Genomic DNA, 21,527 nt, shown 5'->3' with positions numbered 1-21,527 from the left:
AGTAGCAGATGGAGGTGAGCGAGGATGACAACATCGACATCCACGACATCTCGCCGACAGCGTGGCGTCTCCTCCGCGTTGCGGCGGGGTTCGGCCAGCGGGAGGTCGAAGTGGAAATCGACGACATCATGCAGGCTCACATCTCGATGCTGGAGAACAACAACCGGAGTCTCTCGGAGCAACGACTCGAAGTGTTGTTCGAACTGTACCGTTCGGAACTGACCAACGAACAGGTGCGCGTACTGGTTTCGAACTTCTAACCATGACTGAACGGATATTCCACGGACGCCGAGACGCGGCGGCTGGCCAGCGGGGTCGGCCATGACCTGGTCGGGCCGAACGCGACCGCGGCGAACGGCAGGGGCGATCCTCGTCGCGCTCGCCTCGACGGCCGCGATAGCCGCAGCCCCGACGCCACCCGGACTCGACATCGCCGCCCAGTACGCGCTGGCGACCATGGCGTTTGCGGCGATTCTCTGGGTCACGGACGCCCTGCCGCTCCCGGTAACGGCGCTGCTGATACCGGTGTTGCTGACAGTGTTCGGTATCTACACCGAGATGGAGGCCGCGCTATCGGGCTTTGCCGACCCGCTCATCTACCTGTTCGTGGCGGGGTTCATGCTCGCGAAGGCACTCCAGACCCACAACATCGACCGCCGGATCGCCCTGCACCTCATTGGCTGGATGGGGCGGTCGCCGCGGCTGCTCATCCTGGCAATCATGGTCGCGACGGCGTTTCTCTCGATGTGGGTGTCGAACACGGCGACGACGGCGATGATGACGCCCGTCGCACTGGGTGTGCTTGCTGAGGTCGTCGGCCGAGATGTCCCCGACGGCGAGGCGTCGAACATGCGAATCGCGACCTTGCTCGGCACGGCCTACGCGGCGAGCGTCGGCGGGGTTGGCACCCTCATCGGTACGCCGCCAAACGTCGTCGCCGTGGCGTTTCTCGACAGGCTCATCGGCGTCGAGATATCGTTCGTACAGTGGCTGGCCGTCGGGCTCCCCATCGTCGTGTTGACCCTCCCGCTGACGTGGTACGTCCTGACGTTCTGGCTGTACCCCCCGGAGGTCGAGGACGTGAGTGGGGCAAAAGCGCAGGCGAACACGTACCTCGAAGAGGAGGGGCCACTGTCCGAAAGCGGCCGGCGCGCGGCGTATATTTTTGCGGCTACGGCGGGCCTGTGGATTCTCGGCGGGCTCGGGTTCCTGTTCGAGGGACTCCTCCCTGGACCGGTGTTCGTGACGCTGTTCGGCGGCACGGGCGAGACAGTGTTCGGTCTGACGGGCCACCGCGGCGTCCTGTACCTCGTGGTGGTCGGACTGCTCGCTATCCCGGCACTCGTCCTCTCGGGGGCTGACGACTGGGAGAACCTGGTCGACATCGATTGGGGTACCATCATCCTGTTCGGCGGCGGCATCTCGCTGGCGGACGCGCTGGCCGAAACCGAGGCGACGACGTGGCTCGCATGCACTGTCTTCGACACGCTGGTCGGCGCGCCGCTGGTCCTCGTCGTGCTCGCCGTCGTCGTCTTCACCGTGCTGGTGACGGAACTGTCCTCGAACACGGCGACGACGACGATACTCGCCCCGGTCCTCATCGGCCTCGGAAGTGTGCTCGCTGGAACACTCGGCGTCGAACCGGTACAGGCAGCCGTCACGCTGACCGTTACCGGGGCTGTCGCGGCGAGTTTCGCGTTCGCGCTCCCCGTCGCCACCCCGCCGAACGCTATCGTCTTCGGTAGCGGCCACCTGGAGCAACGGGACATGATTCGGGCCGGCGTCGTACTGAACGTCCTGATGACGCTCGTGTTGACGGCACTCGTCCTCGTTTCCTTCGCGGTCCTCTGGCCCCGCGTACTCTGGTAGGCCGGTCTGCGGTGTCGATTGTTCTTGAGGACGTACTTCTACGTATACGTCCTACCTCGCCACACTATCCTTAACATTTAATAGGGTATGTCACAACGGAACGTACAGGCCGTGTATCATTGATACACGGGCGTAAACCGACCTATGACTGGAAAACAAGACCGACGCGCGTTTCTGAAGGTGGCAGGAAGTACAGGTGTCCTCGGACTGACCGGCCTCGCTGGCTGTTCCGGTGACGGTGGCGACGGTAGTAGTGACGGGGGCGATGGCGGTGGTGGCGGTGACGGTAGTGACGGCGGGTCCACCGGGGATAGCGATGGCGGGATGAACGTCATCAAGCTCGGCGGTTCGATGAGTCTCACTGGGGACAACGCCGACCTCGGCCAGCTGTATAAAGACGCCTACGAGCTGACCATCCAGCGCATTAATGAGTCCGGCGGGGTTGAGGCCGGGGACGGCAACACCTACGAACTGGAGATGATTCTCCGTGACGACGGGACAGACGCCTCCCAGTCGAAGTCTATCTACCAGGAACTCATCGACCGCGAGGGCATCGACTACCTGCTCGGACCGTACTCCAGTACGGTGACCCTGCCCGCCAGCGCCGTGGCCGCACAGAACCAGAAGCCGATGGTCGAGGGTGGCGGTGCGAGCCCGGAGATATTCGCACAGGGCAACGAGTGGATCTTCGGCCTCCTGCCGACGGCGAACAAGTACGCCAAGAGCTACATCGACATGTGCCTCGCACAGGACTCGACGCCGGAGTCCATCGCGATCCTCGCGGAAGACGGCACGTTCAGCCAGTCGACCGCGGAGGGCGCACGTAACAAAATCAGCAACACGGATTTGGAACTGGTTGTCGACCAGACGTTCCCCTCGGACACGTCGGACCTCTCGACCAACCTCGGAAAGGTTCGGGACAGCGAGGCCGACATCCTCCTGCTGTGTGCCCACCAGAAGCACAACATCATCCTGGCCAACCAGATGGAGAGCCAGGACGTCAACGTCGACGCAGCGATGGGGACCGTCGGAAGCCTCAACGAATCGTTCAAAGACGAGGCCGGCGCGAACGGCGACTATATGTACGGGCCGTCCTCGTGGGCAGTCAACGCCGATTTCGACGACCCGGTGTATGGCAAGACCGGGGACTTTGTCTCGGCCATCGAGGAGAACTACGACTACACGCCGGACTACCACAGTGCGGCCGGTGAAGCCGTCATCCTCACGTACATGAACGCCTTCCAGAACGTCGACGAACTCAACCCGACGGCGGTCCGGGACCACATTCGACAGGCCGAGTTCTCGACGGTGTACGGCACCGTCGCCTTCGACGACAGCGGCGTCATCGACAAGAACATGCTGGTCTACCAGTGGCAGCCCGAGTCCGACCTCCAGATAGTGTACCCGGACAACGTGGCGCAGTCCGATCCGGTGTACCCGATGCCTGACTGGAGCGAGCGCTGAGAGCGATGGCTGCCACCCAATTCGTCGTCAACGGCCTGCTGGTCGGGGCACTGTTTGCAGGCGTGGCGGTCGGATTCGCGCTCATCTGGGGCGTCGTCGACATCATCAACCTCGCCCACGGCGAGATGGTGATGCTCGGTGGATACACCTCCTACTGGATGCTAACCCTGGTCACCGGGAACGCGGAGGGGTCGCCGCTCCTGTTCCTGGCGACCATCCCGGTCGCCATCGCCGTGCTGTTCGGCATCGGGTACGCGCTCCAGCGGACGCTGGTGTCGCGGGTCATCGGGACCGACATCTTCCTCACGCTATTGGTGACCTTCGGCGCGAGCATCGCCATCCAGCAACTGGCGATACAGGCGTGGTCGGCGAACCCGCGGTCCATTCAGGTCAGCTTCGCGGACCCGTCGGTGAACCTCGCTGGCATCGTCGTCCCCAAGATGAAACTCGTCGCCTTCGCGGGCGCGCTCGTTCTCACCGCGCTCATGTACGTGTTCCTCCAGAAAACGCGGACCGGACGAGCGATACGGGCCGTCTCGCAGAACCCCGAGGCCGCGGCGCTGGTCGGCATCGACGTCGAACACACCCGCGCGGTGACCTTCGGCGTCTCATCGGCTATCGCCGGCGGTATCGGCGCGTTCATCGCTGTCATCCTGAACATCCAGCCACAGATGGGGCTCATCTACACGCTCAAGAGCTTCATCATCGTGGTGTTTGGCGGCGTCGGGAGCATCCCCGGCGCACTCATCGGGGGCCTGTTGCTCGGGTCGGTCGAGGAACTGGTCGCAGGCTTTATTTCCTCTCAGTGGACGCTCGCTGTGAGCTTCTCGCTGCTCATCGTCTTGCTCATCCTCAAACCGAGGGGTCTGTTCGGCCAGGGGGCTGAACAATGAGCACGACCGACGAGGATTCGAGCGGCGTCCTGCGGTCGATCCTCCCGCCGGAACAGGTCGATCGGTTCCTCGGGACCTGTGACGACTACGGCTGGGCGCTCCTCGGTCTTGGGACGCTGATTGCGGCTTCGTTCCCCGTGCTCGGACTGGAGGGCGGCTACTTCATGACAGTGCTGTCCGAGATGTTCCTGTTCGCCATCCTGGCGCTGTCCTGGGATATCGTCGGCGGACAGACCGGCTATCCCAGTTTCGGAAACATGGCCTTCTTCGGTATCGGGGCGTACGCGACGGCTATCCTGACGAAAGACTTCGCTGTCGCGTTCCCGGTCGCGTTCCTGCTGGCCGGCTTGCTCGCCGTCACCTTCGCAGCCATCATCGGCATCGTCGTGCTCCGACTCCGCGGCCACTACTTCGCCATCGCGACGCTGGGCGTCCTGCTGGTCGCCCAGCAGGTCTCTCGCATCCTCGACATCACCGGTGGCGCCAGCGGGAAGATACTGCTGGAGACGCCCTCGGCCGAGACCTTCTACTACCTGTTCCTGGGCGTCCTCGTGGTCGAGATGGCGCTCGTCTACTACCTCTCCGGGACGCGCTTTGGCTTCGTCCTGAACGCCATCCGGGACGACGAGGAGAAGGCCACAGCGATGGGGTTCAACACCACGTACTACAAGACGGCCGCGTGGATGCTGGCCGGCCTGTTCACGGGCTTTGCCGGTGCGGCGTACAGCCTGTTCAACACGTTCATCGACCCCCAGACGGCCTACAACGGCGCGTGGAACGTGGAACTCATCGCGATGGCGCTGCTTGGCGGGTCCGGCACCGTCGCTGGCCCCGTCATCGGTGCGTTCGGCCTCCACACCATCATCGAACTCGTGGAGACGTACGCCGTCGGGTGGCAGCTGGTCCTGCTTGGTGGAGCCGTCATCGTCACGGTCATTGGCTTCCCCAAGGGGGTCGTCGGAACGCTCAGCGAATACGCCAGCCAGATGGACTACTACAAGCACGGCGGCATGGCCGCCACGGACACTGACGACCAGGAGGTGAACGCCGATGAGTAAAGCGGACAGCGGTTCGACAGCTGTCACGGACAGCGACCGTGCGGTGTTGCGGACCGACGGCGTCACGAAGCGCTTCGGCGGCCTGACCGCCGTCGACAACGTGGACATCGAGATCCACAGTGGCGAAATCGTCGGCCTCATCGGGCCGAACGGTGCCGGCAAGTCCACGCTGTTCAACTGTATCACCGGGACGCTGACGCCCGACGAGGGCCGGGTCTACCTCCAGGGCGAGGACGTGACGGACTGGCCCGAGCACAAGATCGCGCGGGCCGGCCTGGGGCGCATGTTCCAGGAAACCCGGATCTTCGGCGACATGACCGTCCGCGAGAACCTGCTGCTTGCGGCCCAGGAGGGCGGCGCGAACGTCGGTAGTCTCCTGCGCCGCCCGGATAGCTCGCTGCTCTCCCGGACGGACGAACTGCTTGACTACGTTGACCTCGGGGGGCTATCGGAGACCCGCGCCGGACGGATGAGCTTCGGCCAACAGAAGCTACTGGAGTTCGCCATGGAGCTGATGTCGGAGCCCGAAATCCTGCTGATGGACGAACCGGCAGGCGGCATCAACCCCTCGATGCTGGGGAACCTCATCGAGTACATCCGTAACGCCAACGAGGAGCAGGAGTCGACCATCTTCCTCATCGAACACAACATGGACTTCGTCATGGACATCGCCGACCGCATCTACGTCCTGGCCCACGGCGAGCGCATCGCCAACGGGACGCCCGAAGAGATTCAGAACGACCAGCGCGTACTCGACGCGTACCTCGGGAGGGAGTGAGTATGGCATCAACACCAGACGCAACGAGCGACCCGACCGAGGACCCGGTGCTCCGGATGGAAAACGTCACGGCCGGCTACGGCAACACCACCGTGTTGCACGACGTGAGCATCGCCGTCGAGGACGAACAGGTCGCCTGCCTTATCGGTCCGAACGGCTCCGGGAAGTCCACCCTCATGAAGAGCATCTACGGGTTCGCGGATGTCCAGTCCGGGACGGTGTCGTTCCGCGGCCAGGAGATCACCGGCCGGTCGCCCCAGCAGAACCTCGCCAACGGGATGAGCTACGTCCTGCAGGACGCCAGCGTCTTTCCGGGGATGAGTGTCCACGAGAACATGCTGATGGGCGGCTACGTGTTCAACGACGACGACCGCGCCGCTGCCCGCGCCGAGGAACTGTACGAGGAGTTCCCAGTGCTCGCCGACCTCCGGAGCCAGTCAGCCGGTACTCTCTCGGGCGGCCAGCGTCGCCTGCTGGAATTGGCCCGCGCGCTGATGGTCGAACCGGACGTGATGATGCTCGACGAGCCGTCTATCGGACTCGAGCCGCGGTTCATCGACGACGTATTCGAGCGCATCGAGCAACTCAACGACCTCGGAACGACCATCCTGCTCGTCGAACAGAACGCTGAAAAGGGCCTCTCTATCGCCGACCGCGGCTTCGTGCTCGCGAGCGGGGAAATCAAGTTCACCGGCACGGGGACCGAACTGCTTAACGACGAGGAAGTCGGACGCTTGTATCTAGGAGGGTAAAATATGTACACAATACTCGTCCCCGTCGACGCCGATGAGGACCGCGCCCGCGGCCAGGCCGCCTTCGTCGCGGAGCTACCGGCTGCTGAGACCGACGTCGAGGCCGTGATCACGCACGCACTGACCAAGGAAGAGGCGGAAGCGCCCGAGGAGATACGCAACGTCGAGCGAATCTCGACAGTGCGCCTCGTGCGTGACTACCTCGAAGACCACGACGTCGATGTCCAGCTGGCCGAGGGTCAGCAGCCGCCTGCGGACGGCATCATCGATCTGGCCGAGGAGTTCGACGTCGACCAGATCGTAATGGGGTCCAGGAAGCGGTCGCCGACCGGCAAGGCCGTGTTCGGGAGCGTCTCCCAGCAGGTCCTGCTCGAGGCGGACGACCCGGTCACCGTCGTCGGGTCCCGAGCGGAGTGAGAACGTCCCTCTCGGTGGTCCCGATTCGCAATCCTTATTGCGGTTATGCGTCCAACAACTGATGTACGCGAGCACGGCGCCGGTGTAGCTCAGACTGGCAGAGCGAATCCTTCGTAAGGATTAGGCCGAGGGTTCAAATCCCTCCACCGGCTTCCCTTTTCGAATGCCGTTCTGCGAGTTAGCCGCGTTCTCTACCGAAGACGACTTGTCGGCAGCCGTAGGTGTTGCGTCGCTATCCCGACGGTGCTCCGTGAGCCGCATAAAAACGACCCTCATCAGTGATGCGATATGGCGACGGGCTGCTGGACGGTACTTCTAGCTGTAAACGATGGGCACACAGTACGGATTACCGGCGGGTACTGCGGTGTACGGGCGAGAGCGGCACGACAGACACACTTGCGGACAGTTAGACGGAGTGTGGGTCTGATGGATTTCAGAAACGCCTGGCATCGCGCCACCGACGAAGACGTCTGTTGCATCGCCTGCGGTGAAACGGTCGCCCGGTCGGATGCCCGGGAATACGACAAGTACGGGGACCGCTGGAACCGCGACGGCAAGTCCTTCGAGTACCTGTGCAAGCCCTGCTACAAGGAGTGCTGGCACGTCGACCGGAGCGGGCTGGAAGACCGACTCGAAGCGGCCGGTGCCGGGACCGTGAGCCGGGACGCGTTTCTCAGGTGCTATCACGACCTGGCCGAGGACGCGGAACAGACTCGCGCCGACGGTCGGTGAGCCGAAAGAAGGGTGCCCTGTCCGGCGATACGACACCGCAACACAGGCCATTCAGGGCGTGATGACTGCCCGACCGTCGATCTCTCGGTTTTCGAGCATCTGTGCGACGGTGTTTACCTCGCCCAGGTCGTACTGGGTCGTGTGCAGGTCGACCGCGCCGCGCTCGACGAGCGCGACCAGTTCCTGCAGCTCGGTGTACTGGCCGACGATGTTGCCCTGATAGGCGAACTCGCCGTTGACGAGCGCCTGTGCGGGTTCGTGGATGTGGCCGCCGTAGCCGATGATGTGGTGGTCGCCGCCGGTGGCACAGATATCGGGCGCGAGCGCTGTCGTCTCGTCGGCCCCGACGAAATCGAGCACCTGCGCCGCGCCGACGCCGTCGCTGATGGCCTCGACCTCGCTGGCGACGTCTTCGCTTTCGGGGTCGATGGTGTAGTGTGCGCCGAGGTCGTCAGCGAGGTCGCGGGCGGACTGCTTGATGTCGACGGCGACGAGGTTGGCGGCACACATCGCGTCGAGACACTGGAGACCGATGTGTCCGAGCCCGCCGATACCGATGACGACCGCAGTGTCGCCCGGATTGAGTCCGTCGACGGCTTTCTTCGCCGCGTGGTAGGCCGTGATACCGGCGTCGGCGTGCGGGGCGATGTCGGCCGGGTCAACGCCCCCGGGCAGCGGGATGACCGACCGGTCGCTGGTCAGTAGCTGGTCGGCGAAGCCGCCGTCGGTCGTCAGGCCGTTGAACGCGTCGTTCTCGCAGTACATCGTCTCACCTTGCCGGCACGGTCGGCAGGTGCCACAGGTCTGGACCGGATGACAGATGACCTGGTCGCCTTCCGAGACGATATCGACGTCGTCGCCGGTCTCGACGACTGTCCCGGCGTTCTCGTGGCCCAGCGTCATCGGGAGGTCCTGCGGGACGTACTGGTCCCACATCCCCTCGATGATGTGATTGTCAGTCTGGCACCAGCCGGCCCCTTCGACCTCGACGATGACGTCGTCCCCCGACGCGACCTGTGGTGCGTCCACCTCGTCTATCGAAAGCCCGTTCGACATGTCGTGCGTGTACTCGTGGAGTCTGGCTGCGCGCATCGTTCTGTATCCGGGCGAAACGACATTAAACATCCATTATAAAATATCATATATATTGTAGTATCGCCCGTTCCACTGTCTGAGAAGAGTATCAGCCACCCGGCCAGCGTCTGTAGACTCCGAATCCGGGTGCAAGGAACGATGCGTGTGGTGACGCCCTCAGCTACACAGACTACCGGCTGTCATCTCGTGGAGAATATTGCTACCCCGAGGTAGCGAGTATCTTCAGGGAGGTACAGCCGACAGTCTCAGTCCCGACTGGCCAGCAGTGCGGCCCCGAGCAGCGCCACGACGGCGACGGGAATCCCCATTCCGGGGCCGAAGGCCGACGACGGTGCGGGGCTGGTCGCGCGGATCGGTTCCTCGACCGATTCGTCAGCCTCGTACTCCCAGACAGCGGTCTCGTTCCGAACGATATCAGCGTTCGAGGACGAGACGTCGGCGGGCATCGTCAGCTGGTACTCGACTGCGACGCCATCGCCGAAGGCCACGTCGGTATCCTCGTTCGCAGTGACGAACGTCCGGTCTTCGTACGTGACGTTGCCCCCGCTAGCGTTGACCGACACGTCGCTTTCCGGGCCGGGGTTCCAGTCCGTGAACGTCATCGAGAGCGTGACGTTCTCACCCTCAAGCTCTTGTTCGTACGTGTGATTCGCCATCCGACTGGTGTTCACGTCGGCCAGGAGATATCCTTCAACCGAGTCATAGCCCTCTTGCTGGGCCTGGCTCTGGAGGCCGTCGTACACCGACGGGGACATGTCGAGAGTCAGGTCGTATTCCGAAACTGTGCCGTCTCCGGCCACTGTCGAGTCGACCGTCGCCGTCACACAGCCGGAGAGGACGACGAGGGCAGCGAGACCGATCGCAGGGACAATCCGATTCATACCTCACCGAATCGGGTCAGATGGGATAAGCCTTGTTACCGGGGCCGATTCGGCTCAATGTGTGAGGACCAGTAGCTGGTCGTCAGTCCGAACCAGACAGAAGGGGGACCCGGGGTCTCCGAAAGTGTTCGTCCGCTTTTCGCTGACAAAGAGCGTCTCGAACTCGTTGCCACAGGCCGGACAGGCGAACCCCTTCCGGTTTGACAGCGTCATCGTCCCGCGGTCGTCTTTCAGCAGCTTGAGCCCGTGTCGGTACTCGTGGACGTCGAAGCTCCCGCTGACGTCTAGCCGGTCCATGCGTGTGAAACGAGTGTCGGCCGTCTAAAACTCGTCGGCGATCTACACCAAGTTCGCGCCCATGTAGAGCACGACGACGAGGAAGATCCAGACGATGTCGACGAAGTGCCAGTACATCGACGCTGTCGAGACGGAGGTGTGCCGTTCAGCCGAGTACTGACCGTAGTACGCGCGGACGAAGACGATACCCAGAAGCACGGCCCCCATCGTGACGTGGAGGCCGTGGAGTCCCGTCAGACCGTAGAAGGCGGAGCCGTAGATGCCGCCACCGATGCTGAAGCCCTTGTGCACGATGAACTCGTAGTACTCGTACACCTGCCCGCCGATGAAGACGATGCCCAGCAGCAGCGTCGTGCCCAGCAGCTTCAGGAACCGGCTTCGGTTTCCGTTCCGGAGCGCGATGTGGCTGTAGTGAAGCGTCACCGAGCTGGCGATCAGAATCAGCGTGTTGACGATCACCAGCGAGCCGAACACCTCTGGCACTGCCGCCTGCGCCCAGACTTCGCCGCCACGCACGATGAAGTAGTACACGAAGCCAGCGCCGAAGGTGGCGATTTCGCTCCCGAGGAACAGGAGCATGGCGAACTTCAGCGTCTTGTCCGAGTGGTAGTCCGTCCCGCGCTCCCAGAAGTCCGAGACGAAGGCGTGGTACAGCCAGCCGTAGATGCCGACGAGGAAGAGGCCGACACTCCCGGCCATCGCTCCCGCCCCGACCGTCTGGCTGACAAGTGCGTTCTCGCCCATCGAAAGCACGAGCAGGGCCGCGCTGACGTAGATGCCCGAACCACCGATCGCCGTCACAAAGGGCCACCAGCTGGCCTCGCCGAACCCGTGGGGCCAGTCCTCCGTCGCCGGGAGGTGGTGCTCCCCGTGCCCGTCGTCCGCGTGTTCATCGGAGACACTCATACTAGGGCCCTTGCGAACGGAATACTAAAAGCCCATCCAATTCACTGCGGATTGGTCCGGTTCCGTCTCTGAATGGCCCGCCGGCATCCCGGAAGCTACACGGGGGCGAAGGCCCAACTGCCGACGATGACATCTGGGAGGCGTCGTACGGTCGCGCTGGTGGTGTGTGGGCTGGGCTGGCTGGCCGCGACGGGAACAGCGAGCGCACACGGCGGCAGTCTCGCCGGCGGCGGTCGCGAATCGCTGACGATACCGACGTGGCTCTTCCTGAGTACCGGTGGTGCGGCCGTCGGCGCGTCGTTCCTGCTGGCCTCGTTCGTCACCGACCGGGCGTTCGTCGAGCGCATCCACGACTGGGGGCGGCCGCTGTCGGGCGACTACGAGCGTGTCCTAAAGCTCGCCGGCCAACTCCTCGGGCTCGCCGGACTCGCCGCGGTGTTCGTCGTCGGCTTCCTCGGACCGACGAACGCCCGGACGAACCTCGCGATACTGCTCGTCTGGGTCGGCTGGTGGGCCGGGCTGGCGATGACGACGTACCTCGTGGGGAACAGCTGGGCGACGCTCAATCCGTTCAAGACTCTCGCCGACCTCCTCCCGTCGCTCGACCGTACCTACCCCGCCCGCGTCGGGTCGTGGCCCGCCGTCGGTGGCCTGCTCGTACTGGTGTGGGTTGAGGTGGTCAGCCCGCTCGCAGACCAGCCGCGCCTGCTCGCGTCGGTCGTCGCCGGCTACTCGGTGCTGACGCTCGCGGGCGCGCTCGTGTTCGGACCCGAGGACTGGTTCGCTCACGCTGACCCGGTGGAGCGGGTGTTCCGCTACTACGGTCGCTTTGCGCCCATCGGCCGCGACGAGGGGGGACTCCGACTTCGGCTCCCCGGAATGGACCTCTCGACGCCGCGGCTGGTCGACGGCCCCGACGAGGTGGCGTTCGTGGTCGCCCTGCTGTGGGTCACGACCTACGACGGGCTGGTCACGACGCCGGCCTGGCGGGACCTGACGACACCACTCGTCGATGCCGGCGTCCCGCCGCACCTCCTGTATCCGGTCGCGCTCGGGATCGGCTTCGCCGGCTTCCTCGGCGTGTATCGACTCGCGGTCCGGCTCTCCCGTGATATGTCGGACACGTATCTGGCTCCGGCAGTGCTCGCACAGCGGTTCGCGCCGCCGCTCGTCGCTATCGCCGTCGGCTACCACTTCGCGCACTACCTCGGGTACTTCCTCGTACTCGCACCTTCGCTGGCCGTCGCGCTCACGTCGCCGTTCGCGGACCCGGCAGTAGTGCCGACCATCGAACTACCGGATTGGTTCGGCGCGATTGCGCTCGCGTCGGTCATCGTCGGTCATCTGGTCGCTATCTGGGTGGCCCACGCCGCCGCGTACGACCTGTTTCCCGCACGGCTGCAGGCGATTCGGTCGCAGTACCCCTTCATCGCGGTCATGGTGTTCTACACGATGACGAGCCTCTGGGTCGTCTCCCAGCCGGAGGTGGCACTCCCCCATCTATGACTGACACAGCAACCCAATCAGCGGCAGCGACAGGCACCGCCATCGACGAGACATACGACGTTCCGGCCGACGCCACAGCCTACACCTGTTCGTATTGCGGCCGGCCGTTCGCCCGCGAGTCCTGGCTCGCGCTCCACCGCGGCCTGGCCCACCCCAGCGAACTCGACGACGAGGAGGTCGAGGCCTTCCGGGCGGCCCACGACGAGGAGGAAGCGTCGCTTTCGGCGTTCCGACTGCAGGCGCTGGGCGCGCTCGTGCTCATCTACTTCGGCTTCCTGATGGTGTACGCGCTCGTCTAACCGACGCCGTATCGTCCGCTCGGTCTGGAGCCTCGCTGTTGGCCGGCAGACGGGAAGCGAAGCGTTGATGGGTCGCAGGTGACCAAACAGTGGGTATGGACCTTCGCGTTATCGACAAATCCGACACGGAACTCTCTATCGAAATCGCCGGTGAGGACCACACGTTCATGAACGTCATCAAGGGAGCGCTGCTGGAGACAGCGGGCGTCACAGCGGCGACCTACGACGTGAACCCGGAACAATCCGGTGGCCAGACAGACCCAGTCCTGACCATCAAAACCGAGGAGGGCGTCGACGCGCTCGAAGCCCTCGAAGACGGGACTGACGCCGTCATCGAGAAGGCAGACAACTTCACTGACGCGTTCGAAGCCGCCGCGTAATTCTAGCAGAGCACGTACGTGACGAACACGCGTTCGTCCGGACCGACGTGGATATCGAGGCCGATCAGTCCGGCGTCTGACGTCTGAATCCTGTTACCCCGCTCGAGGTAGCTGTCGACGAGCGCGGTCGCCAGCGCCGTCTCGTTCCGGAACCGGTCGAGTGACTGCGGCGTTCGGTCGTAGGCCACCTCGTAGCTGACCACTGCTGGGCGGTCACAGGGGAGCGGGAACCGGGATACTCCCTCTCGCGTGGGTCGCTCCGCGTTGTCGTATCGCGCGTCGACGCGGCCCTTGTTGTAGTAGGCCGCGGCGTCGTCGATGGTCGCGTTCCGCGAGACTGTTCCGCCGCCGACGCCCGACCGCCGGACGTTGTACACGTCGACGTAGGTGTCCTCGACCTCGGCGAGCGAGAGCGAGTCGACGGTGTCGCCGCTTCCGGCAGGGGACGCGATCGACGGTGGGCCGGTGGGGGTTTCGGCGGCAAAGCCCGGCAACGTGATACCGCCCACAGCAGCGAGCACGATGAGGCCGAGCAGCAGTGCCACGGCGGCGTAGCCGATCGCGTACTTCGTTTCGAGCACGTCCAGCCAGCCGGTCTGTATCTCATCGAGCGGATCGTCCTCCGGCGGTCCCGTCCGCCGCTCGAAGTTACTCCCGCCACAGCGTTTGCACGGCGGGGAGTTCTTCTGGTGCTGGCGACCGCAGTCCAGACAGACCCACCTGGGCCCGCCCTCGACGACCTCTTCGTTGACCTGCGTCACGGCTTCCTCGAAGGAGCCGTGCCCGCAGTTGTCACACGGCGGGTCGTCCTCCTCGTGGGGTTTGCCACACCATTCGCACCGCCATTTCATTGTTGATTCTCCGTGTTGGGCGAATAAAACCTGCCCGATGCCAGGCCACAGTGCTGCGGTTCCGGGGAGACGTTTCCCCACGGTCGCTCAGTCGTGGGCTGACTCATCGGGGCCGTTCGACCCCGTTGACGCCTGCTTCCAGGGACCGGGGTGAGCGTGGCCGCTGGCAGCGAGGACCGATATCGAACGCCGAGACGCGGAGGAAACCGGGGCATCCGAACCGACAGGAGAACTGCGTCATACCGATATAATGACAGGTATGGGTATTTAATATTGCTACCTTATGTCTGAGACGGGGTTACAGTCGGACCGGAATCCCCTTGCTGTCGAGGTACTCCTTGGTCTCGGCGATGGAGTACTCGCCGAAGTGAAAGATGGAGGCAGCGAGACCGGCGTCCGCGCCGGCATCGACGAACACCTCTTCCATGTCTTCCGGGCCGCCACAGCCCGAAGATGCGATGACCGGCGTCGAGACGGTATCACAGACGGCCTGCATCAGCGGGATGTCGTAGCCGTCTTTCGTCCCGTCGGCGTCGATGGAGTTGACGAACAGTTCGCCGGCCCCGCGTTCCTCCGCTTCGGTCGCCCACTCGACGACGTCCAGCCCGGTTCCCTCGCGGCCCCCCTTGACGGTGCATTCGAACCAGCAGGACTCGCCGTCGACCTCGGTGTAGTACTCGCCCTCATCGTCGAAGCGACGGCGAGCGTCGACGGAGATGACGATACACTGACTCCCGAAGGCCGCCGCGCCCTCGTTGATCAGGTCGGGCTCGGCGATAGCGCCGGAGTTGATCGACACCTTGTCCGCACCGGCCCGCAGCGTCTCTTTGATGTCGTCACGAGTGCGGATGCCGCCGCCGACGGTCAGCGGGATGAACACCTCGTCGGCCACGGCCGACACTGTATCGAGCATCGTCTCGCGGCCCTCGGCGGAGGCGGTGATGTCCAGGAAGACGAACTCGTCGGCGCCGGACTCGTTGTAGGCCTTGGCCATCTCTACCGGGTCGCCAGTGTACTCCAGGTCCTCGAAGTTGACTCCCGTGTACACCGCCGCGTCCCCGTTCTCGTCCACGTCGACGTCGATACAGGGGATGATCCGTTTCGTGAGCGTCATTCGATACCTGTGGGTTCGACGCAACGCCGTTTGACCGTTTCGACTGGTGCAAGTGTCTGGCCGAGTACGCAGTGACAATCCGACAGCTACACGTACGACGCACCAGAATCACCGCTCATGGCAGACGACCACCACGAAGAGGACCGGCCGGATTACGACCCTGAACACGTCGAACTGCCCGCGCGAGAACCGCCGCTTCGGTCGACGGCCCCACAGAGCCCGTTCACCATGTCGCAGGTCGGGACAGGGCTCGGCGTCCTGCTGGTCGGACTGGTGCTTACGTTCGGTATCGCGCTGGCGCTGGCCTGAGCAGGTCGGTATGACCACGTCGGCCGCCAGGGATATCATTTCTGATACTTCTGGGGAGAGTATATAGGTTTCCGCGCGAATAACTGTTGTACAATGTCGCCCCAGTCAGGCGCGAGTACAGCGGTCGCAACGGGAACGTCAGTGGCGACCGCTGGGACGCGCGCTGGCCGAGAGGCGACCAGCGCTGCTCGGGACCGACTGGACGCCGATCGGGTGGACTTCTGTCAGGTGTTTGCCAGCTCCGGGTTCGACCCCGAAGCCGTTCTGGCGGGCGTGAATGCGCTCGTCGACGACGAGACAGCCGTTGTCGGCTGCACGGCTGGCGGAACGTTCACTGAGGAGCGAACGATGGACGCCGGCGTGGCCGTCACGCTCGTTACCAGTGATTCGTTCCGGTTCGATACGGCCCTTGCCGCCGGTCTCAGCGAGAACACCCGTGGGGCTGTCAGAGATGCTGTCCGAGCGCTTCCCGACGATATCGAGGAACCCTACCAGTCAGCGATCGTCCTCCACGACGGGCTGTCGGGCGTCGGTGAACAGTTGTCGCTGTCAGTCCAGCGACGGCTTGGCCCCTATGTCGAATTCGCAGGTGGGGCAGCGTCTGACGGTCTCCGGATGGAGTCGACACCAGTGTTTTGCGACGAGTCGGTTGTCGACGACGCAGTCGTTATCGTACTCGTCTCCGGCGAAAAGCGTCCGATCATTACCGTCAACCACGGCCACAGCCCCATCTCAGAACCGTGGGAGGTAACCGAGGTCTCCGGGAACGTGGTTCACGAACTCGACGGTGAACCAGCGTTTGCGGTATGGAAAGACGCTGTTCGAGACCACGCTGTGGAGACAACGGGGGTAGCCGTCGACGACGTCCCAGTCGGTTCGACGGCGCTCAGGAAGCTCATGGTCGAATGCCTGTTCGGTATCGACCAGGGTGAAACCTACAAGATCCGCTGGCCCCGGACTGCGATTGAAGAGACTGGCGCACTGCAGTTTGCCGTCGATATTCCGGAGGGAACTGTCCTCCGCGTAATGCATGGCAACAAAGCTGACCAGATCGCGTCCGCCGAACAGGCTGCTGCCGACGCTGTCTCGCTGTGTGACGGTCCCATCGCTGGCGCGTTCGTCTACGACTGCGCGTGTCGTCAGATTCTCTTCGACGACGCGTTTTCGGCGACTGTCGATGGTATCACATCGACCCTGTCGGCCCCAGTTGCTGGGTTTGAGACGTACGGAGAGCTGTGTATGCAGGCCGGACAACTCAGTGGCTTTCACAACACGACAACGGTGCTCTTTGCACTGCCGGAGTAACAGATGAATCGAACAGGACTCGTCTCAAAGTTCGCAGAAACGGTCGGCATCGAGAAGGCGTCGGCTATCGTCGACGACGCGATGGCTGACCTGGGTATCAGTGGCGACACGGAGATAGACGACACGGATGCACAGGATATCTGTGATATAATCCAGCACAACAACGAGGGATACGTCGCACTCGTCGCGAGTGAACTCCGCGTGCAGCTGGCGGCACAGGAACGGTTTGACGCGCTCCTGGGGAACATCCCAAACCCGGCTGTCGTCGTCGAGTTTGAGCAGCGAGAACCGTACGTCAAGTCGATCAACGAAGCGTTCGCGGACACGTTCGGCTACGACCAGACGGATGCAGTCGGAACGGAGCTTCGGACACTCCTCGCGCCGCCCGGAGCCAACTCCGAAGTCATCAGGACTGACTGGTGGGAACAGACCGGCCAGTCGGAGCAAGAGGTCAGGCGGACGACTGCATCAGGCGAGATACGGACCTACCTGTTCCGGAGTACCATCGTCACCCGTGACAGCAGCCAGCTGGAAGGGTACGGGATATACACCGACATCACTGAACGGAAGCGCCGCGAACAACAGCTGAAACACCAGAACGAGCGGCTTGACGAGTTTGTCAGTATCGTCAGCCACGACCTTCGGAACCCGTTGAACGTCGCATCCGGCCGCACCCACCTCCTGCTCGGCGACATCGAGGATGCGGCTGTTCGGGAGGGGTTACAGGAGGTCGCCGCGGCACACGAGCGGATGGCACGGATCCTCGATGACACGCTGACGCTCGCTCGTCAGGGGCGGGTCGTCGGAGAGACCACGAGCGTCTCCATCGAAGCCGTCGCAGCCGACGCGTGGCAACAGGTCGAAACCGGGGACGCAACGCTTACCATCGAAACCGACGCGACCATCGAGGCGGACGCCGAGCGCCTCCAGCAGCTATTCGAGAATCTCTACCGGAACGCCATCGAGCACGCGGGCGCGGAATGCACCGTCGTCGTGTCCGCGCCCGGGACACATGAGAACGGGTTCTCCATCGCCGACGACGGCCCCGGCATTTCACCGGATGACCGTGAGCTAGTGTTCGAACACGGCTACTCGACGAACTCGGACGGGACAGGATTTGGCCTGTCGATCGTTCAGAGCATCGCCGAAGCACACGGCTGGTCGGTCGCAGTCTCGGAGAGCGAGAGGGGCGGTGCGCGGTTCGATGTCCGCTGGTAATCAGGCCAGTTCGTCGTCGATGACCGACCGCAGGTCGGCGATGTCCGCAGCGTTGTACGCCAGCGTCTCGTCGTTGACCGTAATATCGAGTCCGTTCGAGTCGTTCGCCTCGCCCAGTTCCGTCACTGGGGCGACGCCGTCGAAGGCCTCCCGGACCGCCGCCGGGTCGGTCGTCTCGAACACGACCCGGCCGGGCCGCTCGTTGAACAGGAGTCGAGCCGGGGTACCGTGCTCGGTGGTCCCGATTCCGACCGACGCACCGGCGTCCTCGTGGACCATCTCGGCCAGCGTTACCGCGAGGCCGCCGTGGCTCACGTCGTGGCTCGCCAGTACGTGGTCGGCGTCGGCGACCTCGACAATCGTCTCGACAACGTCCGTTGAGTCCGCCGGGAGGGCGGGGAAGCGGTCGGTCCCGCCGAACTGCGCGGTGTACTCGGAGCCGCCGAGTCGCGGGTCGGCCTCGCCTTCCAGCGCGGTGTCACCGACGACGACGAGCGTTCCCTCGCCGGACAGCGACAGCGGCGGGGCGTCGTAGCCTTCCTTGACTCCGACCAGTGCGAGCGTCGGCGTCGGCGGAATCGGCCCGTCCTGTGAATCGTTGTACAGCGAGACGTTGCCGCCGACGACCGGCACGTCGAGGTCACTGCACATATCCGCCAGGCCGTCGACGATACCCTTGAAGCCGCCGTACACGTCCGGTTTCTCGGGGTTGCCGCCGTTCAGACAGTCCACAGCCGCATGGGGTGTCGCGCCCTTCGCGGCGACGTTCGTGGCGTTTTCCAGCGCGACGGCGCGTGCACCTTCGTACGGCGCGGCGTCGGTCCAGTTGGGGTCCGCACCGGCGGAAAAGGCCAGCCCGGTCCCGGCTTCGCGGATTGCGAGCAGGGCGGCGTCGTCGCCGGGCAGGACGCTCGTTCGGACCTGCACCTCGTGGTCGTACTGGCGGTACACCCACCGTTTGGAGGCGCAGTTCGGACTACCGACAATTTGCTCGAACGCCTCGTCCAGCGACACCGTCGGCAGGTCCCGTTCCTGTTTCGGTGGCGCGTCGCTGGGCAGGTCGTTCATCGGCGCGCCCTCACCGAGGAACTCCGCGTCCACGTCGACGACTGTCTCGCTGTCTCGCGGGCGCTGCCCGCTCGACTTGTCCGAGACAGTTGTCTCGCTCCCCTCGAACGTACAGACGTAGTTCGTGCCCGGCTCGGTGAGTTCGCCGATGACCGAACAGCCGAGGTCGTATCGCTCGGCGAGTTCGGCCACGCGGTCGACGTTCTCCGGCGCGACCTCGTACACCATCCGCTCCTGGCTCTCTGCGAGGAGAATCTCCATGGCGTTCATGTTCGGTTCACGCTGGTGGACGCGGTCCAGTTCGATGCGCGCGCCGAGGCCGCCCTTGGCGACCAGTTCGGACGACGCGCCGCCGAGGCCAGCGGCCCCAAGGTCGCGGGCCGACTCGACGAGTTCCTCGTCCAGCAGCGCCTCGTTGCACTCGACGAGTAGCTTCTCCGCGTACGGGTCGCCGACCTGCACGGCCGGTCGGTCCTCCGTTTCAGCGTCCTCCGCGAGGTCCTCGCTGGCGAAGGACGCCCCGCCGAGCCCGTCTCGCCCCGTCGCGTTGCCGACGAGAACGAGCTTGTTGCCCGGCTCCTGGGCTTCGGCAGTGATGGTCCGCTCGGGCTCCAGCAGGCCGATACAGGAGACGTTCACAAGTGGGTTCCCCTCGTAGTCGTCGTGGAAGGCGACGCTGCCGGCCACTGTCGGGACGCCGATGCAGTTCCCGTAGTGGGAGATGCCCTCGACGACGCCCTCGAAGAGATAGCGGGAGTGCTCACGGTCGAAATCGCCGAAGTACAGACAGTCAGCCAGCGCGATGGGGTAGGCCCCCATCGACAGCGTGTCGCGGACGATCCCGCCCACGCCGGTCGCTGCCCCGTCGAACGGGTCGACGTAGGACGGGTGGTTGTGGGACTCGACGCCCATCGTGATGTACATCTCCTCGCCGTCGCCGTGGGACGGCAGGGAGACGACGGCTGCGTCGTCGCCGGGGCCGATGACGACCTGATCGCCTTCGGAGTCGAACGCCGACAGCAGGGGGCGAGAGGAGCGATACGCGCAGTGTTCGCTCCAGAGGTTCTCGAAGAGAGCGGCCTCCGCCCGTGTCGGCTCCCGACCGATCTCCTCGACCACGAGTTCGTGGTCCGCGTCGGACAGGCTCATTACCTCCTCGTGGCCGCCCACAAGATAAGTCCCTTTCCATGCACCCGCGCTGGCAGGACGCGAACGTCCGGCAGCACACAACTCGCACCTGTCGAGGCGAGCGCCTGTTCAACAACCCGACACACCGTCCATAGCTGAGACTCACAGCTGAATACGAGTGGGCACCGGCATCGGCTATGGACTTTCAGGAGGGACAATATTGGTCTTTAGAATAGCTATCCCGCGTACAATTACCTCAAAATCTCTGGAGAGCCCATATCTCTCTCCTTTTCAAATCAGATAACTGGCCCTCGCAGTATATATGGCCGCTAGCCATACCCGAATGCAGTATGGGTGCTGCCGACGGTGACTGGCTGACGCTGGAAGGGAGTTCTTTCTCCGGCCGGTCCTTCTCCAGCGTGTGGGCGGTGGCGCTGGCGACCTACGGCGTCGGGGACGTGGTTACCACCATCGCCATCGTCTATTTCGTGCCGACGTTCACCGAGGCGAATCCCGCGATCCGGTGGGCGATCCAGTCGTTCGGCGGCGGCGGCTTCCTCGGCCTCAAACTCCTCGTGATATACTGCTGTCTCGGCGTGAGCATCTGGGGCGGCGTGCTCGAAGAAGACCCGTTGCTCTACTACGGTCCGCCGGTGCTTCTGACAGTGATGGGGCTCGCCGTGACCGGGTTCAACCTCAATCTGCTGTTTTCCTGAGGAACCGCCGTTTTACTGCCGGACTATTCAGCCGTCGCGTTGCCCGCGGTGGTCCCGTCCGACTGGTTGTTAGCCGGAGTCTCTGTCGGAGTTTCGGACAGGAGCGCGCTCGGCGGTGGGGAGGCACTGCCGCCGCTTTCGGTCGAAGTGGCGTCAGTTCCGTCCGGTGTCGACTCCGTCGGGCTTGGCGTCATCTCGGTGGCGGGCTCAGAAGTCGCGTCGCTGTTGTCGGTGAGACCGAGGGTCCCAACGCCAGCACCGACGACGGCGAGTAAAACGAGAAGGACCAGTCCCAGAAGCCGCTTGTTGTAGGTTCCGTCCGCATCCCGAAAGATATCGCTATCCATCTCGGCTCCGCCTCCGGCGGGCCGCGACGCCGCACTGTAAGTACTCCGATACCATCGTTTTTTGATAGGTTGTTGCTTTCTGTCGTGGAGGGACCCTCCACTATCCCACCAAGCCACCGATATCCCACCCAGTCGGCTCAGCTT

The 21,527-nt window shown here is 64.0% G+C and carries 24 protein-coding genes and 1 tRNA gene; 17 read left to right on the top strand and 8 right to left on the bottom strand.

The genetic code is table 11. The features are described 5' to 3' along the window. Positions 1-8 precede the first annotated feature (8 nt). The 10 genes from HAH_RS09625 (at position 9) to HAH_RS09580 (ending at position 7,963) form a co-directional block, all read left to right on the top strand. The gene (locus tag HAH_RS09625) at positions 9-260 is read left to right on the top strand and encodes a hypothetical protein (protein ID WP_014040748.1); all 252 of its coding nucleotides are present in this window, start codon (positions 9-11) and stop codon (positions 258-260) included. A 61-nt stretch (positions 261-321) separates the two neighbouring features. Continuing rightward, a complete protein-coding gene (locus HAH_RS09620) occupies positions 322-1,869 on the top strand; it encodes an SLC13 family permease (protein ID WP_014040747.1) in 1,548 nt (515 codons plus the stop codon). 144 nt (positions 1,870-2,013) lie between these two features. Then, positions 2,014-3,333, top strand: coding sequence for an amino acid ABC transporter substrate-binding protein (locus HAH_RS09615; protein ID WP_014040746.1), 1,320 nt, complete (start codon positions 2,014-2,016; stop codon positions 3,331-3,333). 5 nt (positions 3,334-3,338) lie between these two features. Next, entirely contained in the window at positions 3,339-4,226 is an 888-nt protein-coding gene (locus HAH_RS09610) for a branched-chain amino acid ABC transporter permease (protein WP_014040745.1), read from the top strand. Next, positions 4,223-5,284: a branched-chain amino acid ABC transporter permease gene (locus HAH_RS09605; protein ID WP_014040744.1), complete on the top strand. Its 1,062-nt coding sequence runs from the start codon at positions 4,223-4,225 to the stop codon at positions 5,282-5,284. Before HAH_RS09610 ends, HAH_RS09605 begins: the two co-directional genes overlap by 4 nt. Further along, a complete protein-coding gene (locus HAH_RS09600; RefSeq protein WP_014040743.1) occupies positions 5,277-6,062 on the top strand; it encodes an ABC transporter ATP-binding protein in 786 nt (261 codons plus the stop codon). The genes HAH_RS09605 and HAH_RS09600 overlap by 8 nt, the downstream gene beginning before the upstream one ends. 2 nt (positions 6,063-6,064) lie before the next feature. Further along, entirely contained in the window at positions 6,065-6,814 is a 750-nt protein-coding gene (locus HAH_RS09595) for an ABC transporter ATP-binding protein (RefSeq protein WP_014040742.1), read from the top strand. 3 nt (positions 6,815-6,817) lie between these two features. Next, entirely contained in the window at positions 6,818-7,231 is a 414-nt protein-coding gene (locus HAH_RS09590; protein WP_014040741.1) for a universal stress protein, read from the top strand. 78 nt (positions 7,232-7,309) lie between these two features. Next, positions 7,310-7,383 (top strand) — tRNA-Thr (locus HAH_RS09585). 274 nt (positions 7,384-7,657) lie between these two features. Continuing rightward, the gene (locus tag HAH_RS09580; protein ID WP_014040740.1) at positions 7,658-7,963 is read left to right on the top strand and encodes a DUF7562 family protein; all 306 of its coding nucleotides are present in this window, start codon (positions 7,658-7,660) and stop codon (positions 7,961-7,963) included. A 51-nt stretch (positions 7,964-8,014) separates the two neighbouring features. On the opposite strand, the gene HAH_RS09575 is transcribed toward HAH_RS09580, so the two are convergent. The 4 genes from HAH_RS09575 to HAH_RS09560 form a co-directional block, all read right to left on the bottom strand. After that, positions 8,015-9,055: an NAD(P)-dependent alcohol dehydrogenase gene (locus HAH_RS09575; RefSeq protein WP_014040739.1), complete on the bottom strand. Its 1,041-nt coding sequence runs from the start codon at positions 9,053-9,055 to the stop codon at positions 8,015-8,017. A 248-nt stretch (positions 9,056-9,303) separates the two neighbouring features. After that, positions 9,304-9,939 (bottom strand): PGF-CTERM sorting domain-containing protein, encoded by a 636-nt coding sequence (locus tag HAH_RS09570; protein WP_014040738.1) that lies wholly within the window; start codon positions 9,937-9,939, stop codon positions 9,304-9,306. Between the two features lie 54 nt (positions 9,940-9,993). Continuing rightward, the gene (locus HAH_RS09565; RefSeq protein WP_014040737.1) at positions 9,994-10,236 is read right to left on the bottom strand and encodes a DUF7385 family protein; all 243 of its coding nucleotides are present in this window, start codon (positions 10,234-10,236) and stop codon (positions 9,994-9,996) included. A gap of 42 nt (positions 10,237-10,278) precedes the next feature. After that, positions 10,279-11,142: a cytochrome c oxidase subunit 3 gene (locus HAH_RS09560; RefSeq protein ID WP_014040736.1), complete on the bottom strand. Its 864-nt coding sequence runs from the start codon at positions 11,140-11,142 to the stop codon at positions 10,279-10,281. Positions 11,143-11,301: 159 nt separating this feature from the next. Here HAH_RS09560 and HAH_RS09555 point away from each other — a divergent pair, with 159 nt between their 5' ends. The 3 genes from HAH_RS09555 (at position 11,302) to HAH_RS09545 (ending at position 13,327) form a co-directional block, all read left to right on the top strand. After that, positions 11,302-12,648, top strand: coding sequence for a hypothetical protein (locus HAH_RS09555; RefSeq protein WP_014040735.1), 1,347 nt, complete (start codon positions 11,302-11,304; stop codon positions 12,646-12,648). Continuing rightward, positions 12,645-12,947 carry a C2H2-type zinc finger protein gene (locus HAH_RS09550; RefSeq protein ID WP_008313152.1) on the top strand — a complete coding sequence of 101 codons (303 nt, stop codon included), beginning with the start codon at positions 12,645-12,647 and terminating at the stop codon, positions 12,945-12,947. The genes HAH_RS09555 and HAH_RS09550 overlap by 4 nt, the downstream gene beginning before the upstream one ends. Before the next feature lie 95 nt (positions 12,948-13,042). After that, a complete protein-coding gene (locus HAH_RS09545; protein ID WP_008313154.1) occupies positions 13,043-13,327 on the top strand; it encodes a DNA-directed RNA polymerase subunit L in 285 nt (94 codons plus the stop codon). 2 nt (positions 13,328-13,329) lie between these two features. Here HAH_RS09545 and HAH_RS09540 read toward each other — a convergent pair whose 3' ends face one another. Further along, complete coding sequence (locus HAH_RS09540; RefSeq protein ID WP_008313155.1) at positions 13,330-14,178, bottom strand: toprim domain-containing protein; 849 nt, start codon at positions 14,176-14,178, stop codon at positions 13,330-13,332. Between the two features lie 298 nt (positions 14,179-14,476). Further along, positions 14,477-15,292 carry an imidazole glycerol phosphate synthase subunit HisF gene (gene hisF / locus HAH_RS09535; RefSeq protein ID WP_008313157.1) on the bottom strand — a complete coding sequence of 272 codons (816 nt, stop codon included), beginning with the start codon at positions 15,290-15,292 and terminating at the stop codon, positions 14,477-14,479. Positions 15,293-15,409: 117 nt separating this feature from the next. On the opposite strand from hisF, the gene HAH_RS09530 reads away from it, so the two are divergent. The 3 genes from HAH_RS09530 (at position 15,410) to HAH_RS09520 (ending at position 18,124) form a co-directional block, all read left to right on the top strand. Then, positions 15,410-15,601, top strand: coding sequence for a DUF7550 family protein (locus tag HAH_RS09530; protein ID WP_004591771.1), 192 nt, complete (start codon positions 15,410-15,412; stop codon positions 15,599-15,601). A 93-nt stretch (positions 15,602-15,694) separates the two neighbouring features. Next, complete coding sequence (locus HAH_RS09525) at positions 15,695-16,906, top strand: FIST signal transduction protein (protein ID WP_014040734.1); 1,212 nt, start codon at positions 15,695-15,697, stop codon at positions 16,904-16,906. A 3-nt stretch (positions 16,907-16,909) separates the two neighbouring features. Beyond that, positions 16,910-18,124: a sensor histidine kinase gene (locus HAH_RS09520; RefSeq protein WP_014040733.1), complete on the top strand. Its 1,215-nt coding sequence runs from the start codon at positions 16,910-16,912 to the stop codon at positions 18,122-18,124. Here HAH_RS09520 and purL read toward each other — a convergent pair whose 3' ends face one another. Continuing rightward, positions 18,125-20,341: a phosphoribosylformylglycinamidine synthase subunit PurL gene (gene purL / locus HAH_RS09515; protein WP_044951915.1), complete on the bottom strand. Its 2,217-nt coding sequence runs from the start codon at positions 20,339-20,341 to the stop codon at positions 18,125-18,127. A 329-nt stretch (positions 20,342-20,670) separates the two neighbouring features. Between purL and HAH_RS09510 the strand changes: the two genes are divergently transcribed. Beyond that, on the top strand, positions 20,671-21,036 hold the full coding sequence (locus HAH_RS09510) for a hypothetical protein (protein WP_008313166.1): 366 nt from the start codon (positions 20,671-20,673) through the stop codon (positions 21,034-21,036). Positions 21,037-21,059: 23 nt separating this feature from the next. Here the strand turns inward: HAH_RS09510 and HAH_RS09505 are convergent, their stop codons facing one another. Then, positions 21,060-21,383, bottom strand: a complete 324-nt coding sequence (locus tag HAH_RS09505) for a hypothetical protein (protein ID WP_008313168.1) — start codon at positions 21,381-21,383, stop codon at positions 21,060-21,062. Positions 21,384-21,527 lie beyond the last annotated feature (144 nt).

The sequence above is a fragment of the Haloarcula hispanica ATCC 33960 genome (assembly GCF_000223905.1).
GTDB classification, from domain to species: domain Archaea; phylum Halobacteriota; class Halobacteria; order Halobacteriales; family Haloarculaceae; genus Haloarcula; species Haloarcula hispanica.
Note: the sequence above shows the minus strand (reverse complement) of the source record. Positions and strands in the feature narration are given on the sequence as shown.

Coding starts and splice junctions, on each gene's coding strand:
- HAH_RS09625 (WP_014040748.1), top strand. CDS start 9: ATGGAGGTGAGCGAGGATGACAACATCGACATCCACGACATCTCGCCG.
- HAH_RS09620 (WP_014040747.1), top strand. CDS start 322: ATGACCTGGTCGGGCCGAACGCGACCGCGGCGAACGGCAGGGGCGATC.
- HAH_RS09615 (WP_014040746.1), top strand. CDS start 2,014: ATGACTGGAAAACAAGACCGACGCGCGTTTCTGAAGGTGGCAGGAAGT.
- HAH_RS09610 (WP_014040745.1), top strand. CDS start 3,339: ATGGCTGCCACCCAATTCGTCGTCAACGGCCTGCTGGTCGGGGCACTG.
- HAH_RS09605 (WP_014040744.1), top strand. CDS start 4,223: ATGAGCACGACCGACGAGGATTCGAGCGGCGTCCTGCGGTCGATCCTC.
- HAH_RS09600 (WP_014040743.1), top strand. CDS start 5,277: ATGAGTAAAGCGGACAGCGGTTCGACAGCTGTCACGGACAGCGACCGT.
- HAH_RS09595 (WP_014040742.1), top strand. CDS start 6,065: ATGGCATCAACACCAGACGCAACGAGCGACCCGACCGAGGACCCGGTG.
- HAH_RS09590 (WP_014040741.1), top strand. CDS start 6,818: ATGTACACAATACTCGTCCCCGTCGACGCCGATGAGGACCGCGCCCGC.
- HAH_RS09580 (WP_014040740.1), top strand. CDS start 7,658: ATGGATTTCAGAAACGCCTGGCATCGCGCCACCGACGAAGACGTCTGT.
- HAH_RS09575 (WP_014040739.1), bottom strand. CDS start 9,055: ATGCGCGCAGCCAGACTCCACGAGTACACGCACGACATGTCGAACGGG.
- HAH_RS09570 (WP_014040738.1), bottom strand. CDS start 9,939: ATGAATCGGATTGTCCCTGCGATCGGTCTCGCTGCCCTCGTCGTCCTC.
- HAH_RS09565 (WP_014040737.1), bottom strand. CDS start 10,236: ATGGACCGGCTAGACGTCAGCGGGAGCTTCGACGTCCACGAGTACCGA.
- HAH_RS09560 (WP_014040736.1), bottom strand. CDS start 11,142: ATGAGTGTCTCCGATGAACACGCGGACGACGGGCACGGGGAGCACCAC.
- HAH_RS09550 (WP_008313152.1), top strand. CDS start 12,645: ATGACTGACACAGCAACCCAATCAGCGGCAGCGACAGGCACCGCCATC.
- HAH_RS09545 (WP_008313154.1), top strand. CDS start 13,043: ATGGACCTTCGCGTTATCGACAAATCCGACACGGAACTCTCTATCGAA.
- HAH_RS09540 (WP_008313155.1), bottom strand. CDS start 14,178: ATGAAATGGCGGTGCGAATGGTGTGGCAAACCCCACGAGGAGGACGAC.
- hisF (WP_008313157.1), bottom strand. CDS start 15,292: ATGACGCTCACGAAACGGATCATCCCCTGTATCGACGTCGACGTGGAC.
- HAH_RS09530 (WP_004591771.1), top strand. CDS start 15,410: ATGGCAGACGACCACCACGAAGAGGACCGGCCGGATTACGACCCTGAA.
- HAH_RS09525 (WP_014040734.1), top strand. CDS start 15,695: ATGTCGCCCCAGTCAGGCGCGAGTACAGCGGTCGCAACGGGAACGTCA.
- HAH_RS09520 (WP_014040733.1), top strand. CDS start 16,910: ATGAATCGAACAGGACTCGTCTCAAAGTTCGCAGAAACGGTCGGCATC.
- purL (WP_044951915.1), bottom strand. CDS start 20,341: ATGAGCCTGTCCGACGCGGACCACGAACTCGTGGTCGAGGAGATCGGT.
- HAH_RS09510 (WP_008313166.1), top strand. CDS start 20,671: ATGGGTGCTGCCGACGGTGACTGGCTGACGCTGGAAGGGAGTTCTTTC.
- HAH_RS09505 (WP_008313168.1), bottom strand. CDS start 21,383: ATGGATAGCGATATCTTTCGGGATGCGGACGGAACCTACAACAAGCGG.